Source organism: Flavobacterium gyeonganense (assembly GCF_029625295.1).
Classification (GTDB): Bacteria; Bacteroidota; Bacteroidia; order Flavobacteriales; family Flavobacteriaceae; genus Flavobacterium; species Flavobacterium gyeonganense.
In genome coordinates this window covers 444,891-463,181 of record NZ_CP121112.1, presented here as the reverse complement: position 1 = coordinate 463,181, position 18,291 = coordinate 444,891, and the positions used below count along the sequence as shown (strand labels likewise).

The following is an 18,291-nucleotide window of genomic DNA, read 5'->3' as shown; positions in this document are numbered from 1 at the left end:
ATAAAAAGATTAAGAAGGCTTAATGAAAAATCCACAGTTCGCTTCTAATGGATATTATTTTGATAATAATAAAGATAAGATTCAAGTTTATTCGAATAGTACAAAAGGTTTTACTAAAAGGATAAAAAAATAGTTCGCCATATACACAAATACACTCTTTTTATGAAAATGGAAATTTATAATTTGAAGGATTGCAATTTTATGTTTTTTGGGTAGGCATTGATAAAGAATATAATGACATAGGAAAATTAATTAAAGAAACTAACCATGATTTGTTTTGTGAATTTTCAATAGAAGATTTGAGAGAAAAAATAAAAAGAGAATATAAAAATGCTGAAGACTCTAAGTTTAAGACAAAATAAATTATGAGACAAGAACGAATAAAAGACAGGGTATTAAAAAGAGCAGCCAGATCATGGGGTTTTTCAGATGTGGAAATGGAAACTTCATTTGATCCTGTTGTGTCCATGATGCTAAATGCATTATCGTATGAATTAGAAAAAGTGGCACATGAACTTGAAGACTCTAAAACACGGGTAGTCGAAAGAGTTCTGGAAATTATGTTTCCTGAAGTTGCTGCCGGTGCTAAACCGGCCAGAGCAATCATGTATGCTTTGCCAATAGATAATAATATGAAAATTTCTCTGCAGAACCAAATGACGGTGAGCAGAAGGCTGCACAATATTTATAATCCTTTGGCACCTATTACTAAAGAAATTGTTCTTTCGCCAACCCTGGAAGTAAAATTATCTTCTTGTGAGGTTAGATATGTAGCGTACGAAAGAAATCTGTATGAGGTTTCTAATCTGTTTTATAAAGATGCAGTTAGAGATTACAAGCATTCACTGCCCTCCGGAGAAGTATTTTTGGGTATCGAATTAAAAGATGCAAATGTATTTGAGTTGGAGGATTTGATGCTGTATATCGATATTAAAAATATCCACCAAAAAGAAATGTTTTATTATTATCTAAAGCAAATGAAATGCTATCATGATGATATAGAAATTAAAGTAAAAGAGGGGTATAATGTTCCGGTAAATAGTCTTGATATCGAAAACATAATAAACCGCAATTATACACACCTGAGTGAATTGATGCAGGAAGTAAACGAGTTTTATTTTGATAATTTTTATACGCTAAAAGGAGTATTAAAACATAAAAAAATAAACGAATATAATCCTGAATATAAGTTTTTTGAGAATATAACAAATCATAACGGAAGTCCTGTTATTTGGATAAAAATGGTTTTTCCGGAATCTTTAATTCCTCAAATATTAGATAATGTATCTTTTACGGCAAATTGTTTTCCGGTGATTAATAAAAAACGTCATGTGATAAACAAAACTCTTGGAGGGTTTTTGTCGTACGTAGCATTAGATACAGGTAATGATATTTATCTGGATGTAGATGCGATTGTGGATACATATGCAAATCATTATGAAATTAAAGATTTTAGCGATGATGTACTCGAAGAAGGAAATGCGGTATTACGTACAGGAGGAGTTTCGAGATTTGATTCAAGATCAGCTTCAGAACTGCTTCAGAATGTATTGGACTTATTAAAAGATGAAAGTTCTTCTTTTGCCGGTTTAGGAAAAGATTTTATGAATAGTTCTTTGATAGAGATTAATCAATTACTAGCCTCTGTTGAACAGCAAGCCAAAGAAAGTAATTTTTCTAAAAATAATGACCCTTATTTAATGATTAAACCCAAAGTGAATGAATCTTCCGGGAAAACATTTACAATCAGTTATTGGTCAACTTGTGCAGAAGACGGTAATGACATTAAAGCCGGAACAGTTTTGGAGGCCAAAGATGATTTGTTTTTTATGAGTAAGGAAACAATCCTGGTTACCAATACAGTAGGAGGGACAAACAAACAAAATAATAAAGACCGAATTTTAGAATACAGAAATGCTTTGTTGACAAGGGGAAGGATAGTAACTTTTGCAGATATAAAAGCATTTAGTTTTAATCATTTTAAAAGTTATATTAATGATGTTAAAATTGAAAAAGGTACCCGAAAAGAAATTTCAAGTAAAGCAGGTTTTAGCCGCACTGTTGATATTCATATAAAAACCAATCAGGCAGAAAAAGAATCCTTATCAATAACAGAATGGGATTATTTGTGTGAAAGCTATATGAAAAACCTAATAAACAAATCTTCAAATGTATTTCCATATAGATTGTTTATAGAAAATTAGTATCTAAGCAAAGTTATAAGTATTCAAAATAAAAAAAGCATGACGTTAAATCATGCTTTTCTGGTTATTATTGGTTGGTTTTAAAATGATTAAATGTCTTCAAAAGTATTTCCCTGATGAATATCACCGCTGCTAAATCCTTTTTTAAACCAGTACATACGCTGCTCAGAAGTACCGTGTGTAAACGAATCGGGTACAACCTGGCCTTGCATTTTACTTTGGATAGCGTCATCCCCAACGGCATTCGCAGCACTCAGGGCTTCTTCAATATCGCCGGTATCTAGGTTTTCTTTATTATAATGGGTCCATACTCCGGCATAAAAATCAGCCTGTAGTTCCAGGGCAACAGATAATTTATTGGCCTCGGCCTCGCTTTTTCCTTCTTGGGCTTCACGCATTTTGGCTGAGGTGCCTAACAGCGTCTGCACATGATGGCCTATTTCGTGGGCAATGACATAAGCAATGGCAAAATCTCCGCCTTTTGCACCAAACTTGGTTTTAAGCTCATCAAAAAAATCAAGGTCCATATACACTTTCTGATCACCCGGGCAGTAAAAAGGTCCTGATGCCGAAGAGGCACCACCGCAGGCAGTTTGCACAGATCCTCTAAAAAGGACCAGTTTTGGGTTTTTATAAGTCATGCCGTTTTCAGCAAATATTTTACCCCAGATGTCTTCATTATAAGCTAGTGTAACACGTACAAAATCGCCCATCTTTTTATCGGCTGCACTTAACGGGGCTGCCGTCTCAGTTTGTTGCGTACTGCCTTGAAGTTGCTCTAAAGCACTTCCAACAGTTTTTCCGGTTTCACCCCCAAAAACATTCAGCAGTAAAATAATAATCCCGATAACGCCGCCTCCCAGAACAGCTTTTCCTCCGGAGAAACCTCTTCTATCTTCAACATTGTCACTTTGTCTTCTTCCTAACCATTTCATAAAAGAATATAATTTTTAAGTTAATTGGGGAATTTATCCAACACTAATTTATATTTTTTTAAGCAATTGACTAATAAAAAAAGGAATTATTTTAGCCATTTTTTTAAGATTTCTTCTACAGAACCTTTCATAATTGGCTTGGGGATATAATCATTCATGCCTGAGGTAATGCATTTATTGCGTTCTTCTTTTTCAGTACCTGCTGTCACGGCAATAATAGGGACTTGTTGCCCGTTTATGGAATTGCGTATGGCTACTGCAGTTTCATAGCCGTTCATGATAGGCATTTGAATATCCATAAAAATGAGATCAGGGGTGACGTTCTCGAATACTTTTAAGGCCTCGTATCCATTTTCGCACTCATAAATATGGACATTTGGGTACAGATTTTTGATAATGGTTTTAAGCAGTAACATATTGACCTTGTTGTCCTCGGCAATCATAAAAGTCAATTTGGCCGTATGGGTACTGGCAGGAATCTGTACTGCTTTAGTATTAAAATGATTAAAATCGGTATTGTAGTTTTCGTTGGTGTTATGTGCGCTTGTTTTTAGGGTCAGGTCAAAATAAAAAGTGCTTCCCTTTTCTATTTTGCTCTTAAGCTGCAGGCGGCTTTCCATAAGGGCAAGCAGGTGGTTAGAGATGGTAAGGCCAAGTCCGGTTCCCCCAAATTTTCGTGTGGTAGAACTGTCCTCCTGCGAAAAAGCCTGAAAGATTTTCTTTTTGTTTTGTTTTAAGATCCCGATGCCCGTATCAGTTACAGAAAATCGTATGACGCAGATATCATCTTCTTTTTTTTCTAAAACCACAACATCAACCGTAATGGAACCGTGATTGGTAAATTTTACAGCATTAGACAGCAGGTTGATCAGGATTTGCTTAAGCCGTACAATATCAGTCCAGATGTATTGAGGGACGTCCGGGGCAATATGAAGTTTTAAATCCAGTTTTTTTAGGTTAGATTCATATACAATCAGGTCAAAAACCTGGCCTACAATTTTATGGATATCGTACAAATCGATAAACAAATCTAGTTTTCCAGCCTCAATCTTAGAAAAATCCAGGATATCGTTGATGATTTCCAGTAACGAATGGGCAGACTGGTTAATGGTGGTCATATATTTTTCCTGGATTTCCCCAAGTTCAGTCTTCATGAGAAGATCGGTAAAACCAATAATTCCGTTAAGCGGCGTTCTGATTTCGTGTGACATATTGGCAAGAAAATCCGACTTTGATTTACTCGCAGCTTCTGCAAGCTGTTTCGCTTTGATGGCATCCTCAGTTTGTTTTTTATTGGTAATATCAAAATAGATACCGCCAATAAATTCAATTTCATCGCCTTTTTTGATCACATCCCCAAATTCTTCAATCCAGATGTATTCTCCACTTTTGCGCTTAATTCTGTAGGTGTTGTGCAATGCTTTTCCGCTTTGTAGATTTTTAAGCTGGCTGTTGATGACTTCTTTTTTGTCATCAGGATGGATAAGCGAGATAAAAGAAAGGTTATGTTCCAGAAATTCCGCTTTTGAATAGCCGGTAAGGTTAAAAATTTGGTCATTCAGGAATATTTTGGTAGAAAAAGTGTCAAATTTAGAGAGGTAAACCGTACCGGGAATATTATTGGTGATCAGCTTAAATTTCTCTTCGCTTTCGATAATTTTGCTCTGGTTTCGGTTTCTCTCCAAAGCAGAAGAAATATTGTTGGCAAGGGTCTGAAAAATATAGATTTCTTCTTCAGACCACTTGTGTTCAGTATGGCAGTCATCAAAACCGATAAAACCGCTAAAAACATCCTCAACATACAAAGGCAGGATCAGTATCGATTTTATATGATGCGTTTCCAGTAAATTTTTAAAAAACGTATCATCAAGTTGTCGGGTCAGGATATTAAGGATTTTTTTATTTTCTGCCTTTTCGATAATTTCTTTTAAATTTTCTTCTGTAAAATTCTGAAGGATAATGCTTTCATTGGGATTCTCTGTTTTTGACCATTTATATTTTTGGCTAATAGTATTGGTGTCAAAATCTTTCTCGTAATAATAAATATGATCCGCATGTGCGACTTTTCCAATGATATTATAGGTCTCTTTGAACATTTCTTCACTTGTCTTGCTCAGTAAGAATTTTTCGGTACAAAGGGCCAGGGCAGACAATAATTGGCTTTTCAATTCTAATTTTCGTTCGGCCTTTAAACGCATTTGTGATGAGATGGCAAGCGAGATTATGTCAGCAATAGTGCGGGCATAATTAATGTCCTCATTATCCCATTCCCTTTTTTTATTGTACTCTCAAAGCATACTACACCTGCAAGCTTTCCATTAAAAAAAATAGGAACATCCAGCATAGACTGAATTTTGTTTTTGATAAAATAGGCTTTCTGAAATTCAGAGGTTTCCAGTTTATTGAATACGTCGCTTGCGTTAATGACTGTTTTGTTTTCTAACGTCTCAAAATAAATAGGATAGGAGGCCTTGTCCATGACCTCTTTGTAATAAACATCAGATTTGTCCCGACTGTAAATATTTTTACAGATAATGGTATTATTATAATACTTCCAGAAGCTGATTCTGCTGGCTTTTGAAACAGCGGCCTCTTCAATAATGAAATTGATTACGCTGTTTAAGCTTTCATAGTGGCTAAAATCGGTAGTTGATAATTTTTTGGTAGAAAGGGTATAAGCCTCAATTTTTTCAAGCCTGATTCGTTTTTCCTTTTCATTATTCTTAAGCTCGGTAATATCCCTGGCGATACCGGCAAAACCGATAGTGTCTCCCATATCGTTTTTGCGGATGATAACCTTTTGGGATATCCATATGGCATCACCGTTTTTCTTTAAAATAGGAAATTCAATAGTGTCATGATTAAATTCCTTTTCTTCAAGGTTTTTATAAAAATCAGCAACCTTTTTTCGATGAGCAGGGTGGATAAAATTAGCATAATGTTTAGAGATGACTTCTTTTTCGGTATAATGTAAAACAGAAAAGGCAAATTCATTTATAAAAGTGAAATTGCCATCGGTATCAATTTCAAAAATGATATCTGCAGCAGTCTGGATCAGGTTTTTATACTGATCGTGAAGTTTGATCTGCTCAGTGATATCCTGTCCTATACCAATAAATAAGTCTTCAGAAAAACGTTTGTCTTTCCATTGTATGTACTTGTAATCACCATTTTTACATTTTAATTTCCGTGTGTACAAAATATTGTCCTGATATTGGTCCAGAAATTGTTCGCTAATAAAATCAGGGTCTTCTGTGAGCTGCCAGAAACCCATTCCCATAACTTCATCAGGCGTATAGCCCAGGATTTCCAATATGGATTCGCTGCAGAAAATGAGTTCACCTTTTTTGTTTGAAGCGATAGTCAGGGAGCTTCCTTTATGCACAATCTCATTGGTAAACCTGAAATTGTCACGGGTATTCAGAAAAATAGCATATTTTACCTGATTAATCACAAAAATGACTAGGGAATAGGTAAGAAGTAAAACAGAAGATTTCATCGGAATGAAATCAAAAGCCAGATTGATGATATGAAAAAGAAATAGAGCCCCGGTATAATACCAGTAAATTTTGATAGGTCTCAGAACACTGTACGAAAAATAAAAAGTAATTAAAAGTGCAATAATAGGAACAATATCATGGGGCTGAATGATAATGTTATGTGCAATGTGTCCCGTGAATAATATGAATATGGAAATAAAAAAGACTGAAATCTTATTTCTCAGATATTCAATTTTAATCGCCAGATAATAAAATAACAAAATCAATCCGCCAATCGTTAAATTGACATACAAAAGACTGTGGGGGCGTAATTTAAAAATTTCATTAATGATTTCGATTACAATAATAGTAATACTGAAAAACAAAAGATACAGCTGATATTCTTTAGGGGAAACTTCTTTTTCCTTATTTTTTTCGATGAAAGAACCAATTTTATTTTTGATATTAAAAAATTGGTAAATGAGAAAACCCATAAAAACAATCAGGCATATCTCTAACATGATTAATTTAGGGTTTTCGTAAAAAATAGAACTGGATTTTAAAAAATAGTGTATACAAAATGATTTAAGACCACTTCCAAAAAGGGACAGCCCGGAAAATAAAAAAATTAAAAAACTACAGCTGGATACCATAGAATTTAAGTCTTGGTTTTTTAAAATAATCTCTATCTATTCCGGATCAGACTGGCCGATGGCATCAATGGAGTCCGGGTTATCAATTTCCAGAATAGCACTGTATATAGCATATTTTACAGAATACGTAATGGGAATGGTAAATACCACACCAATACAGCAACCAATAAAGCCAATTGCTGCACCAATTCCGGCCACTATAAATAGCAGGGCAATAACAAGAGGCTGTTTGCCAACAATGATGATACTGGATCTTATTGAATCTGTTATATTTAAATTTCCAAAAACGATGAGTGGGACAGTCATGGAGGTAAATAATGAAATAATGATGGCAATAATACTATCGATAGCGGGAATTCCAATAAGATTGAATACCACAGAAATACCTCCGCTGATTAGGCCAATCAATAAAGCAGTAATAAAAAGACGTGAAAAATAAGGAGCTTTGTAATACGTAAAAACGGTTGAGAAATTAAAGGTTTCATCCTTGTCAGCACTGTCTGCCATTTTCAAAAATCCTGCAGTAAAAGGTGTCATGAGCGCAGTTATAAAAGTAATAACAAGTGTGTAGATTAGTAGGGATGTTCCCTGTGGCTGATTGTGTTGTAAACTTTCAAAAAATTCTTTGTTGAAGTGTTCAGCTCCGTATAGTGCAACTAATATGCCACCCCCAAGGAAAAAGCATAGTATAGAAACGACTAATAAAATGAGTCCTGCATAAACGGCTATCTTTTTATAATTCTCAAAAGCATGATTAAAAACATTCGAAAAATCTAAAGAATATCCGTTGTTTTTTATGTCTTCGATTTGATTAAGAGTAGATTTCATATTGACTGGAATTGTTTTGTACTTTCAGTGTTATAAATGTATTATTTAAACGTAAATATAGTACTTTTAATCAATTTCATTTCATAATATGTTATAATAGTACAAGTCTGGCTTTAGTGCTTTTAAATCCAGTCTAATAATTTCTTAATCGCCTTTAATTTATCTTTGTAAGGGGCATAACGCATAGGTAGATCAAGCCAGTTGGCTTTTTTAACAATTGATTTGTGATGGGAGAAAATATCAAAACTTAGTTTTCCGTGATAAGCACCCATTCCGCTATGGCCTACTCCTCCGAAAGGCAGCCGTTTATTGTTAAAATGAGCTACAGTATCATTGATGCAGCCGCCACCAAAAGAATAGCGTTTAATCATTTTTTTAGCAAAAGAATCATTTTCGCTGAAAATATAAAATGCCAGCGGTTTTTCATATTGGCGAATTACTGCATCAATATCATTCTCAGATTCATAAACTAAAATCGGCAATATCGGACCAAAAATTTCTTCTTTCATGACAAGACTGTCTAATGCAGGTTCATCAATAAGAGTTGGCGAAATGTAAAAATCATTAGCATCCGATTCTCCTCCAAAAATTAATTTTTCTGAAGCAATCATGCCGGTTAAGCGTACCCAGTTTTTACTGTTGATGATCCGGGCATAATCAGGGAATTCTTTATTTTCTTTCCATAAGCCTGGATAATATCTTCAATCAGATACGTAATAAAATTGATCTTCATGTTTTTTTGGATCAGAATGTAATCCGGGGCAATACAGGTTTGTCCGGCATTGATAAACTTTCCCCAGACGATACGCTTGGCAGCCAGTTTTAAATTAGCGGTCTGATCAATGACACACGGATTTTTGCCACCTAATTCTAAGGTAATGGGCGTGAGATGTTCTGCTGCAGCTTTGGCTACAATTTTGCCAACCGCAACACTGCCGGTAAAGAAAATATAATCCCATCGTTTGGCCAGCAGCTGATCAGAGACTTCAATACCGCCCTGAACAACTTCCACGTGATTGATGTGAAATGATTTTTCGATGATTTTGGTAATGATGGCAGCTGTATTCGGACTAAGTTCTGAGGGTTTTAAAACCACTTTATTCCCGGCAGCAACTGCAGAAATCAAGGGACATAAAGCAAGTTGAAAAGGATAATTCCAGGGAGCGATGACTAATACGTTTCCATAAGGTTCGTTATAAATGAAATCGGTAGAAGGAAAATTGAGCAGGGAAGGAAAAACACGTACGGGTTTCACCCATTTGTCAATATTTTTGATGGTGTTTTTTAATTCTGAAATAACATAATTAGTTTCTGTTAAAACAGCTTCAAATTCTGGTTTTTTAAAATCATCAAACAAGGCTTTCACAATTAAGTCCTCATCCTTCTGAATATTGAAAAGTAATTTTTTAAGCGTTTCTTTTCGGTACTTTATATCGTTTTTATAGTCCATTTTAGTGAAAACTTAAATTTTGGCTATGCAAGTTAACGGATATAAATTGAAAATCTGACAATTAAATCATAAAAATCATACAGCATTCCATATGGTTTCATCCGGAGTGGGTGCTGTTATAATTATGTTTTCTTTTGAAACAGGATGGATGAAAACTAATTTTCGGGCATGCAGGTGAATCCCTCCATCAGGGTTGCTTCTGTCAGCCCCATATTTTAAATCACCTTTTATGGGAGAGCCAATAGCCGATAATTGGGCACGGATTTGGTGATGGCGTCCTGTATGAAGATTAATCTCTAAAGCAGTATAATTTTGGAGCTCTTTAATAATTTTATAATCCAGACTGGCCACTTTGCTGTCCGGAACTTCTTTTAAATGCGCTTTTGAAGTATTGTTCTTTTCGTTTCTTTTTAGATAATGAACGAGTTTGGCTGCTTGTTCCTGAGGTTTGTTTTTTACAACAGCCCAATATGTTTTTTTAGTTTCACGGTTACTGAACAATTCATTCATTCGTGAAAGGGCCTTGCTCGTTCTGGCAAATACCACAATCCCTGTTGTGGGACGGTCTAGCCTATGAATTACACCCAGAAAAACATCGCCGGGTTTATTATATTTGTCTTTGATGTATTCTTTTACAATATCAGATAAAGGTTTGTCGCCTGTTTTGTCGCCCTGAACAATATCGCCTACACGTTTATTGACTACAATAATATGGTTGTCTTCGTGGAGTATTTGCAGGTTGCTTTTATTGGAAAGAATTTTCATTTAGAAATTTTAGATTTTAGAATATCAAGTAAGTTTGGCTAAAGCCTAAAACCGAACTTAAAAAAGACCTCCAGCTAAAGCTGGAGGCAATTGAAATTATTTTGAAAGACTTTGAGTCTTTGTAACTTTATGGTTGAAGAGCTTAACAACTCTGAACCATAGAAACTTATTAGTTCAAAAACTAATACTGTTCCTTCTCATTAGGAAAATCCTTCGATTTTACATCAGCAGCATACTGACCTATTGCTTTGGTCATTTCTTCATACAAATTCAGATAACGGCGAAGGAAACGCGGGCTGAATTCATTGTTCATCCCTAACATATCATGGATAACCAAAACCTGTCCGTCAACACCACCTCCGGCTCCAATTCCGATAACCGGGATGGAAATACTTTTGGCTACTTTTTCTGCTAAATCAGCAGGTATTTTTTCTAACACTACTGCAAAACACCCCACTTTTTCCAACATTTTGGCATCTTCAATCAGTTTTTCGGCTTCTTCATCTTCTTTGGCGCGAACACTGTAAGTACCAAATTTGTAAATGGACTGAGGTGTTAAACCTAAATGGCCCATTACAGGAATTCCCGCATTTAATATTTTCCGGATAGACTCTTTAATTTCCTTTCCGCCTTCAAGTTTTACAGCATGCCCTCCGCTTTCTTTCATGATTCGAATAGCAGAGCGCAAAGCTTCTTTAGGATCAGACTGATAACTTCCAAAAGGTAAATCAACCACCACAAGACCTCTTTCTACTGCACGGACAACTGATGAAGCGTGGTAAATCATTTGATCTAAAGTAATAGGAAGGGTAGTTTCATGTCCTGCCATTACATTTGAAGCAGAGTCGCCTACCAAAATTACATCTACACCTGCAGTATCAACAATTTTTGCCATTGTATAATCGTAAGCCGTCAGCATAGAAATTTTTTCTCCATGGCTTTTCATTTCGATTAACGACTTTGTAGTGATTCTTTTATAATCTTTTTTTGCTACTGACATTGATACTTTTTTTAGTTTTTTTGAATAGTATTAAAGTTGATTTTTCTTTAAAACGAAATTTTTCTGCGAAATTAAGCAATATTATACTAACAATCGGCCATATTTACTGCAATTGCCAAACCGCCTTCTGAAGTTTCTTTATACTTTGAATTCATATCTTTTGCCGTCTCCCACATAGTATTGATTACTTTATCCAGTGGCACTTTCGCATTTTTAGAATCGGTTTCAAGCGCAAGTTCGGCTGCGTTGATGGCTTTTATGGCACCCATTGTATTTCTTTCGATACACGGAATCTGAACCAGACCGCCAATAGGATCGCAGGTTAAACCTAAATGATGCTCCATGGCAATTTCGGCAGCCATTAAAACCTGGGCAGGAGTTCCACCCATTAATTCGCAAAGTGCAGCAGCAGCCATTGAGGACGAAACGCCAATTTCGGCCTGGCATCCGCCCATTGCTGCAGAAATTGTAGAACCCTGTTTGAACAAACTTCCTATTTCTCCGGCTACCATCAAAAACTGTTTGATTTCTTTTTCACCTGCATTATGGTTTTCGATAACTAAATAATACATTAAAACTGCCGGAATTACGCCTGCGCTACCGTTTGTAGGAGCCGTAACAACGCGTCCTAATGATGCATTGACTTCATTAACAGCCAAAGCAAAACAGCTTACCCATTTTAAAATCTGACGAAATTTTACTTCGGTTTTCCTGATTTCTTCCAGCCAAGATTGCGGATTATTATAATTGGATAAACCAATCAGATTCTGATGCATATCAAAAGCTCGTCTGCGAACATTCAGTCCTCCCGGAAGTATTCCTTCAGAGTGGCAGCCAATGTACATACATTCCAGCATAGTCTTCCAGATTCGCATTAATTCGGTATGAATTGCTTCTTCAGAGCGCATTGATTTTTCATTCTCATATACAATTTCAGAAATCTTTTTGTTTTCCTGAATGGTATACTTCAATAAGTCATCGGCATTATCAATCATGAACGGAAAAGCACATTTAATGGCAATCTTATTTATGGCATTGGTGCGTTCTTCTTTCACTACAAAACCGCCACCGATAGAATAGAAAGTAGATTCGTATTCAGCATCATCATTTTTATAAGCTGTAAATTTTAATCCGTTGGCATGGAATGGAAGGAAGTCTTTATTGAAAACAATATCCTGAAGAAAATAAAACGGAATTGTAAGCTCATTGCCCAAAACAATCTCGTTTTTGGTTTCAATTGTTTTGATAATTCCTGAAATATTCTCTACCGGGATATATTCGGGATCCTGACCGCTTAGCCCCAGCATAACTGCTAAATCGGTAGCATGGCCTTTTCCTGTAAGTGAAAGTGACCCGTAAAGATCAACTTTAACTTTAGTGATCTGATTTAAAATGGATTGTTCTCTCAGCTCTTTTAGAAAACGCTCCGCTGCCCTCCAGGGTCCCAGTGTATGGGAACTCGATGGCCCAACACCAATTTTAAGCATGTCGAAAACAGAAATACATTCTTCCATTGTTCCAATTTTATTCAAACAAAGATAATTGAATAATGCAAAGAAGTTTCTTTTTTATTTGTTAATGTTGCGGTTTTGTTAAAAAATATATTAAATAATAATAATTTATCAATGAAATAAAATTAATTAGTTAATATAGGGCTTTGATAAAAAGTTCAGCCCTTTTTTGGGTATTTTTGTAAAGAGAATTTCTCTAAAAAACTCGCTTTTTAGTTTTTTTAAAATTGATATAAACGGCAACTTTGAGTATCTGGTTTGACTTAGAAAGCAATACTATACCCAGCAGCTAAAATTACACTATGATAGAATTTTTCAGGCATTTAATACAAGAATTTGAACTACCGCTTAACAATCCCGTATTAATTTTTTCGTTGATACTTTTCATAATTTTATTAAGTCCCATTTTACTTAAAAAAATTAATATTCCGGGAATTATTGGTTTGATTATTTCAGGTGTGGTAATTGGACCTCACGGACTTAATATTCTGGCCAAAAACTCCGCAGTCGATTTGTTTTCAACTATTGGTTTGCTTTATATTATGTTTATTGCAGGTCTTGAACTCGACATGAATGAGTTTAAAGCAAACCGCAACAAAAGTTTATTATTCGGTTTTTTTACTTTTATTTTTCCCCTTACTATTGGGTTTCCGGTTTGTTATTATTTACTGCAATATGATTTTAACGCCAGTTTTTTAACTGCAAGTATGTTTGCAACGCACACGCTGGTGGCATATCCGATTGTAAGTAAATTAGGGATTGCTAAAAACCAGGCTGTTGCTATAACTGTTGGAGGAACTATTCTGACAGATACTGCTGTTTTGATTATTCTGGCTGTCATTATGGGAAGCAGTGAGGGAAATCTTAATCAGGCTTTCTGGATAAAATTAACCATTTCGCTGGCTATATTTTCAGCCATCATGTTTTTGGTGATTCCAAGAGTGGCAAAATGGTTCTTTAAAAAACTGGAAAGTGAAAAACATGCGCATTATATTTTTGTCCTTTCCGTTGTTTTCTTTGCTGCATTTTTAGCCGAAGTAGCAGGAGTAGAGCCTATTATTGGTGCTTTCGTTGCAGGTTTGGCTTTAAATCCTTTAATTCCGCACTCTTCTGCTTTAATGAACAGGATTGAGTTTATCGGGAACGCTTTGTTCATTCCGTTTTTTCTGATTTCTGTGGGGATGCTTGTTGATATTAGTGTGATTTTAAGTGGTCCAACAGCTCTTATTGTTGCTGCGACTTTGAGTGTAGTAGCTATTTTGGGAAAATGGATTGCCGCATTTTTTACGCAGATTGTTTTTAAATACACGAAAACCGAAAGACAGCTTATTTTCGGATTAAGCAGTGCACATGCTGCGGCTACACTGGCAGTCATTCTGGTTGGATTTAAAGCAAATATTCTGGATGAGAATATATTAAACGGAACTATTATCTTGATACTGATTACCTGTATTGTTGCTTCTTTTGCCACCGAAAAAGCCGCTAAAAAAATTGCGATTTGTGAAGAAGAGATTTCTCCTCAGGATGCTCATAAAGATCAGATTTTAGATGAACACATTTTAATTCCCTTAGCCAAAACATCGGCAACGGAACCTTTACTGGATTTTGCTCTTTTAATCAAGGACAAAAAATCAGCCAATCCAGTTACATTATTAACCATTGTTCCTAATAATGATCAGGCCGAAATTAATATTTTAAAATATAAAAAAGCAGTTGATAAATTTGTTATTCAGGGATCTGCTTCTGAAATTAAGATCAATACCATTGCAAGAATAGATCACAACCCGGCTAGTGGTATAGCAAGGACCTCCAAGGAAATTATGTCTGATATTGTAATCATTGGATGGCCAAGAAAAACAGGTTTTCTCGACAAGATTTTTGGAGAAAATGTTGATTCTATAATTAATAATGTTGATAAAAACCTTTTTATCTGCAGGTTTCAAAAACCTTTTGTTGAAGAGAAAAGACTGGTTTTCATTTGTCCGCCTTTTTCTGAAAGAGGAATCGGATTTCAGCCTTTAATCCAGAAAATATGCAGGTTAGCACAGGAACTAAGCACTCAGATAGTTATTTATGGTGAATATAAAACACATCAGGCAATTCAGCAAATAGTGAATAACCTGAAATTAAATACAAAACTGGCTTTCAAAAGTATTTTAGACTGGGATGATTTTGAAGCTATTTCGGATGAAATTAAACCAACAGATTTGATTGTGTTTAATCTGTCAAGAAAAGGGTCTGTTTCTTATCAGTCTATCTTTGATAAATTGCCACAGAAATTTGAAAAATCCTTCAGTGATAATAACCTGATCCTTGTTTACCCGCAGGATGGACGAAAAGAAAGTGCAATGGATGCTTATGAAGACTTTACCGCAACTCCATTGACAAAAGGTATAGAAGCGATTGAACAGATTGGAAAAGGATTAGGAAATATTTTGAAAAAAGGTTAAAAAGAAAACAAGTCTAAAAATATTTCAGATAAAGATCGCACATATTTACAGTATTTTTTTCACGCTGATACCAGTCGTTAAAAACTAATTCAATTTTATCGACGGTGAATTTTCCAAAATTGTGATTTCTGAATTTTTCAACAATTTCAACAAGCTTTTTTGGGTTTTGTAATTTATTCTGAAAGCGCATAATTGTTGAATGCGCAGCGGTTAAAGTGTAACGGCTGTCCATACTTTGCGGGAGGGAAGATTTTTTAAAGTTTTCGCGTAATTTGTTACGGAAGATATTCAATGAATCGTCAGATGGAAACCCCTGAACCATTATCGCTGAGGGAGATAGCGTAACGCCCCGGTATTCTATCTCTATTTCATTTATATCTACCAGGCTTTTTTCAATAATTTCAATGTATTCTGACGTAGGAAACTGATTCAGTGTAAAACCTTCAGTACACGAAATAATGGATAAAACAGTTATATGAATATCAGCATTTGAATAGTAGTATTGCTCCGGTTCTGCTTTTTTTATTTCTTTTAGGAATGCCTGAATATTATTTTTTATTTCATCATTCGGGCGAATTAGCAAAGTAATGCCAAATCGTTTATCTGAATCATCCCTAATTTTAGAATCTATAGAATAAGTTTCAGATAAAATCAGTTCAGATGATGTTTTGAAAAGCGTATTGTAATGTTGAGATAAATTCATAATTGATTATTTATTTTTACTTTTTACTTTTTCAAGATTTTCCTGTACTCTGAATTTTACAATCCTGGTAATTAAATCGAATGGTATTGGCTGATTTAACGGAAACTGCACAGAACCTTTACCCGATTTGTATTTGGATAGCGCTTCTTTAAATGCTGAATGACCACTTGGTAATGCATAAAGACCAATGTGATTTTTAAATGCTGCAAAGTACACCACGATTCCGTTTTGCTCAAATGCCGGCATGGAGTAACTGATTTTTTCCTTAGCATCAGGAGCTGCCTTATGAATTGTTATTCGGATTTTTTCTAATACTTCCTGAACATTGTTTGGGAATCCTCCAATATATTCATCAATATTTGCAGGTTTAGGAGTAGGTACAGCTGCCATGACGTTATTTTTTGGTGATTAACTCAAACCTTTTGGAAATCTGTCCAAAACTAAATTCAATTGAATATTATGCTCCAAAAAAGCTTTTGCACCGGCTAAAACCAATGTGAAACCTTCAGTAGAATTACGAACTTCAGAGAGTATTGTATCAGCATCGCCTTTGAAATTATAATTAGTGATGCTAACAAAAGTTTCTTTTTCATCCAAAGCATTAAAAATCCATTCTACAATGGTCTCTTCTCCGCTATTTCCCCATTCAATGACAATTCGTTTATCTTCTTCAATTACTTTAGTTAAAACAGTAAGCGAGAAACCATACATTTCCCAGGTCCATTCAGACGATTTTCCTTCTTCTAATTTTTCGGATCCTTTAGTAAACCAGAATTTGCTCGTAATTTCAGGGTTTATAAAAGCCTGAAAAACTTCTGAGACGGGTTTTCTGATCAGCATTTCGGCTTTTGCAAAATTATTATTTACTGTTGCCATATCTACGGATTTTGAAAGGTTATTTACTGCTGTTAAAAGGTATAGTATTGTAAACTGCAATCTGAAATTGATTTCGTCCGGTTTTTTCCTGGATTTGTCTCATAAAACCTGCTTCAACCCTGAAATTCTTATTGATCACATAACCTAATGCGCCATAAACACGGTCTCTGTCAAAAACAGGAGATTCTGCATTTATAAAAATTTCGTTATATGCTGAAAAATAAAAGGCCTTATCTTCCATTTTGGCTTTATTTATTGGGACATTCAAAGCTAAAAAGTAACGAAAACGCATTTGAAAATCATTTTCCAAAAAGCGTTCTTCAACGCGATAACGGTGCTGCAAATAAATCCTTCCAAAATTTTGGCGTGTTATAAACTGCTGGAAAATACGATGTTCGTTATTACCTTTCTTGTCATCAGTTCCGGGAATATAATTTTGTGAATTGATAAAACCGTAACCTAACAAAATATTGTTATTGTTTTCGGTAAGATTGTAGCCAATTCCCGTTCTTAATAATAACTGCTGAGTATCTCCTGCAAAATTATAATTACGGTATTGTACTTCATTATGCCAGTTCCATTTTTTGTTGATGGCCTGATTTCCAAAATACATAAACCAGTTTCCGGTATCAGTATCCTGAGCATTTATTAAATTTACAGATAGAATAAGGGCGAATAGAAGGTAATAGGCTTTTAAATATTTCATTTTGGATAACGGATTTTCAGTTTTTTGGAGCCACAAGATAAGAAAGTTATTCCGGAAATTGTGTTAAAAACTGAAAATCACCCTGTCAAAAGAGACTAAACTTCTTCTTTTTCAATCCATTTTCCAACAGTTGGAGCTTTGTAATTCTTCATTTTATTCAATAAATCATCAATGTTATCACTTACTAAAAGCATCTGCTGATTCACGTCTTTCAACAAGCCTTTGCTCACCATATTTTCAATTAGTTGAATCAGGGAATCATAAAAACCGTTGATGTTTAAAATTGCGATTGGTTTTTTATGCAATCCTAATTGAGCCCAGGTAAGCATTTCAAAAAGCTCTTCAAGGGTTCCAAATCCACCCGGCAGTGCAATGACACCATCACATAAATCATTCATTTTGGTTTTTCTTTCGTGCATGCTTTCAACCAGAATAAGTTCCGTTAATCCCAGATGCGCAATTTCTTTTGATCTTAAAAAATCAGGCAGAACGCCAATTGCTTTTCCACCGTTATTTAAAACGCCATCTGCAACTGCACCCATCAAACCTACATTAGCACCGCCATAAACCAATTCTATATTTTGTTTTGCTAATGTTTCTCCTAATAATACTGCTTGTTCTGAGTAAATTTCTTCAGTACCGAAACTGGATCCGCAAAAGACTGTTATTCTTCTCATTGTTTTTGATTTACAGGTTATAGTCATAAGTTAAGAGGTAAGATCTTAGTACAT

Annotated in this window: 14 protein-coding genes and 1 pseudogene; 2 read left to right on the top strand and 13 right to left on the bottom strand. The window is 35.0% G+C overall.

Annotated elements, in window-relative coordinates; translation table 11 throughout:
* The first annotated feature begins 365 nt into the window (after positions 1–365).
* On the top strand, positions 366–2,204 hold the full coding sequence (locus tag P5P89_RS01800) for a type VI secretion system baseplate subunit TssF (protein ID WP_278010478.1): 1,839 nt from the start codon (positions 366–368) through the stop codon (positions 2,202–2,204).
* Between the two features lie 89 nt (positions 2,205–2,293).
* Here the strand turns inward: P5P89_RS01800 and ypfJ are convergent, their stop codons facing one another.
* The 8 genes and pseudogenes from ypfJ to P5P89_RS01760 all read right to left on the bottom strand — a co-directional run bounded on the left by ypfJ (position 2,294) and on the right by P5P89_RS01760 (position 12,828).
* A complete protein-coding gene (gene ypfJ / locus P5P89_RS01795; protein WP_278010477.1) occupies positions 2,294–3,139 on the bottom strand; it encodes a KPN_02809 family neutral zinc metallopeptidase in 846 nt (281 codons plus the stop codon).
* Between the two features lie 86 nt (positions 3,140–3,225).
* Positions 3,226–5,337 (bottom strand): ATP-binding protein, encoded by a 2,112-nt coding sequence (locus tag P5P89_RS01790; protein ID WP_278010476.1) that lies wholly within the window; start codon positions 5,335–5,337, stop codon positions 3,226–3,228.
* A gap of 23 nt (positions 5,338–5,360) precedes the next feature.
* On the bottom strand, positions 5,361–7,139 hold the full coding sequence (locus tag P5P89_RS01785) for a PAS domain-containing protein (protein ID WP_278010475.1): 1,779 nt from the start codon (positions 7,137–7,139) through the stop codon (positions 5,361–5,363).
* Between the two features lie 168 nt (positions 7,140–7,307).
* Positions 7,308–8,099, bottom strand: coding sequence for a hypothetical protein (locus tag P5P89_RS01780; protein ID WP_278010474.1), 792 nt, complete (start codon positions 8,097–8,099; stop codon positions 7,308–7,310).
* Positions 8,100–8,221: 122 nt separating this feature from the next.
* Positions 8,222–9,549 (bottom strand): annotated as a pseudogene (locus P5P89_RS01775) (aldehyde dehydrogenase).
* 75 nt (positions 9,550–9,624) lie between these two features.
* On the bottom strand, positions 9,625–10,314 hold the full coding sequence (locus P5P89_RS01770; RefSeq protein ID WP_278010473.1) for an RluA family pseudouridine synthase: 690 nt from the start codon (positions 10,312–10,314) through the stop codon (positions 9,625–9,627).
* Between the two features lie 181 nt (positions 10,315–10,495).
* Complete coding sequence (gene panB / locus P5P89_RS01765) at positions 10,496–11,314, bottom strand: 3-methyl-2-oxobutanoate hydroxymethyltransferase (RefSeq protein WP_278010472.1); 819 nt, start codon at positions 11,312–11,314, stop codon at positions 10,496–10,498.
* A gap of 86 nt (positions 11,315–11,400) precedes the next feature.
* Positions 11,401–12,828, bottom strand: coding sequence for an L-serine ammonia-lyase (locus P5P89_RS01760; protein WP_278011972.1), 1,428 nt, complete (start codon positions 12,826–12,828; stop codon positions 11,401–11,403).
* Positions 12,829–13,127: 299 nt separating this feature from the next.
* On the opposite strand from P5P89_RS01760, the gene P5P89_RS01755 reads away from it, so the two are divergent.
* On the top strand, positions 13,128–15,275 hold the full coding sequence (locus P5P89_RS01755) for a cation:proton antiporter (protein ID WP_278010471.1): 2,148 nt from the start codon (positions 13,128–13,130) through the stop codon (positions 15,273–15,275).
* A 13-nt stretch (positions 15,276–15,288) separates the two neighbouring features.
* Here P5P89_RS01755 and P5P89_RS01750 read toward each other — a convergent pair whose 3' ends face one another.
* The 5 genes from P5P89_RS01750 to P5P89_RS01730 form a co-directional block, all read right to left on the bottom strand.
* Positions 15,289–15,978 carry a 2'-5' RNA ligase family protein gene (locus tag P5P89_RS01750; protein ID WP_278010470.1) on the bottom strand — a complete coding sequence of 230 codons (690 nt, stop codon included), beginning with the start codon at positions 15,976–15,978 and terminating at the stop codon, positions 15,289–15,291.
* A gap of 6 nt (positions 15,979–15,984) precedes the next feature.
* A complete protein-coding gene (locus P5P89_RS01745; protein ID WP_278010469.1) occupies positions 15,985–16,368 on the bottom strand; it encodes an iron chaperone in 384 nt (127 codons plus the stop codon).
* 18 nt (positions 16,369–16,386) lie between these two features.
* Complete coding sequence (locus tag P5P89_RS01740) at positions 16,387–16,854, bottom strand: SRPBCC family protein (protein WP_278010468.1); 468 nt, start codon at positions 16,852–16,854, stop codon at positions 16,387–16,389.
* 19 nt (positions 16,855–16,873) lie between these two features.
* Positions 16,874–17,560, bottom strand: a complete 687-nt coding sequence (locus P5P89_RS01735; RefSeq protein WP_278010467.1) for a DUF2490 domain-containing protein — start codon at positions 17,558–17,560, stop codon at positions 16,874–16,876.
* Between the two features lie 95 nt (positions 17,561–17,655).
* A complete protein-coding gene (locus tag P5P89_RS01730) occupies positions 17,656–18,237 on the bottom strand; it encodes an LOG family protein (protein WP_278010466.1) in 582 nt (193 codons plus the stop codon).
* Positions 18,238–18,291 lie beyond the last annotated feature (54 nt).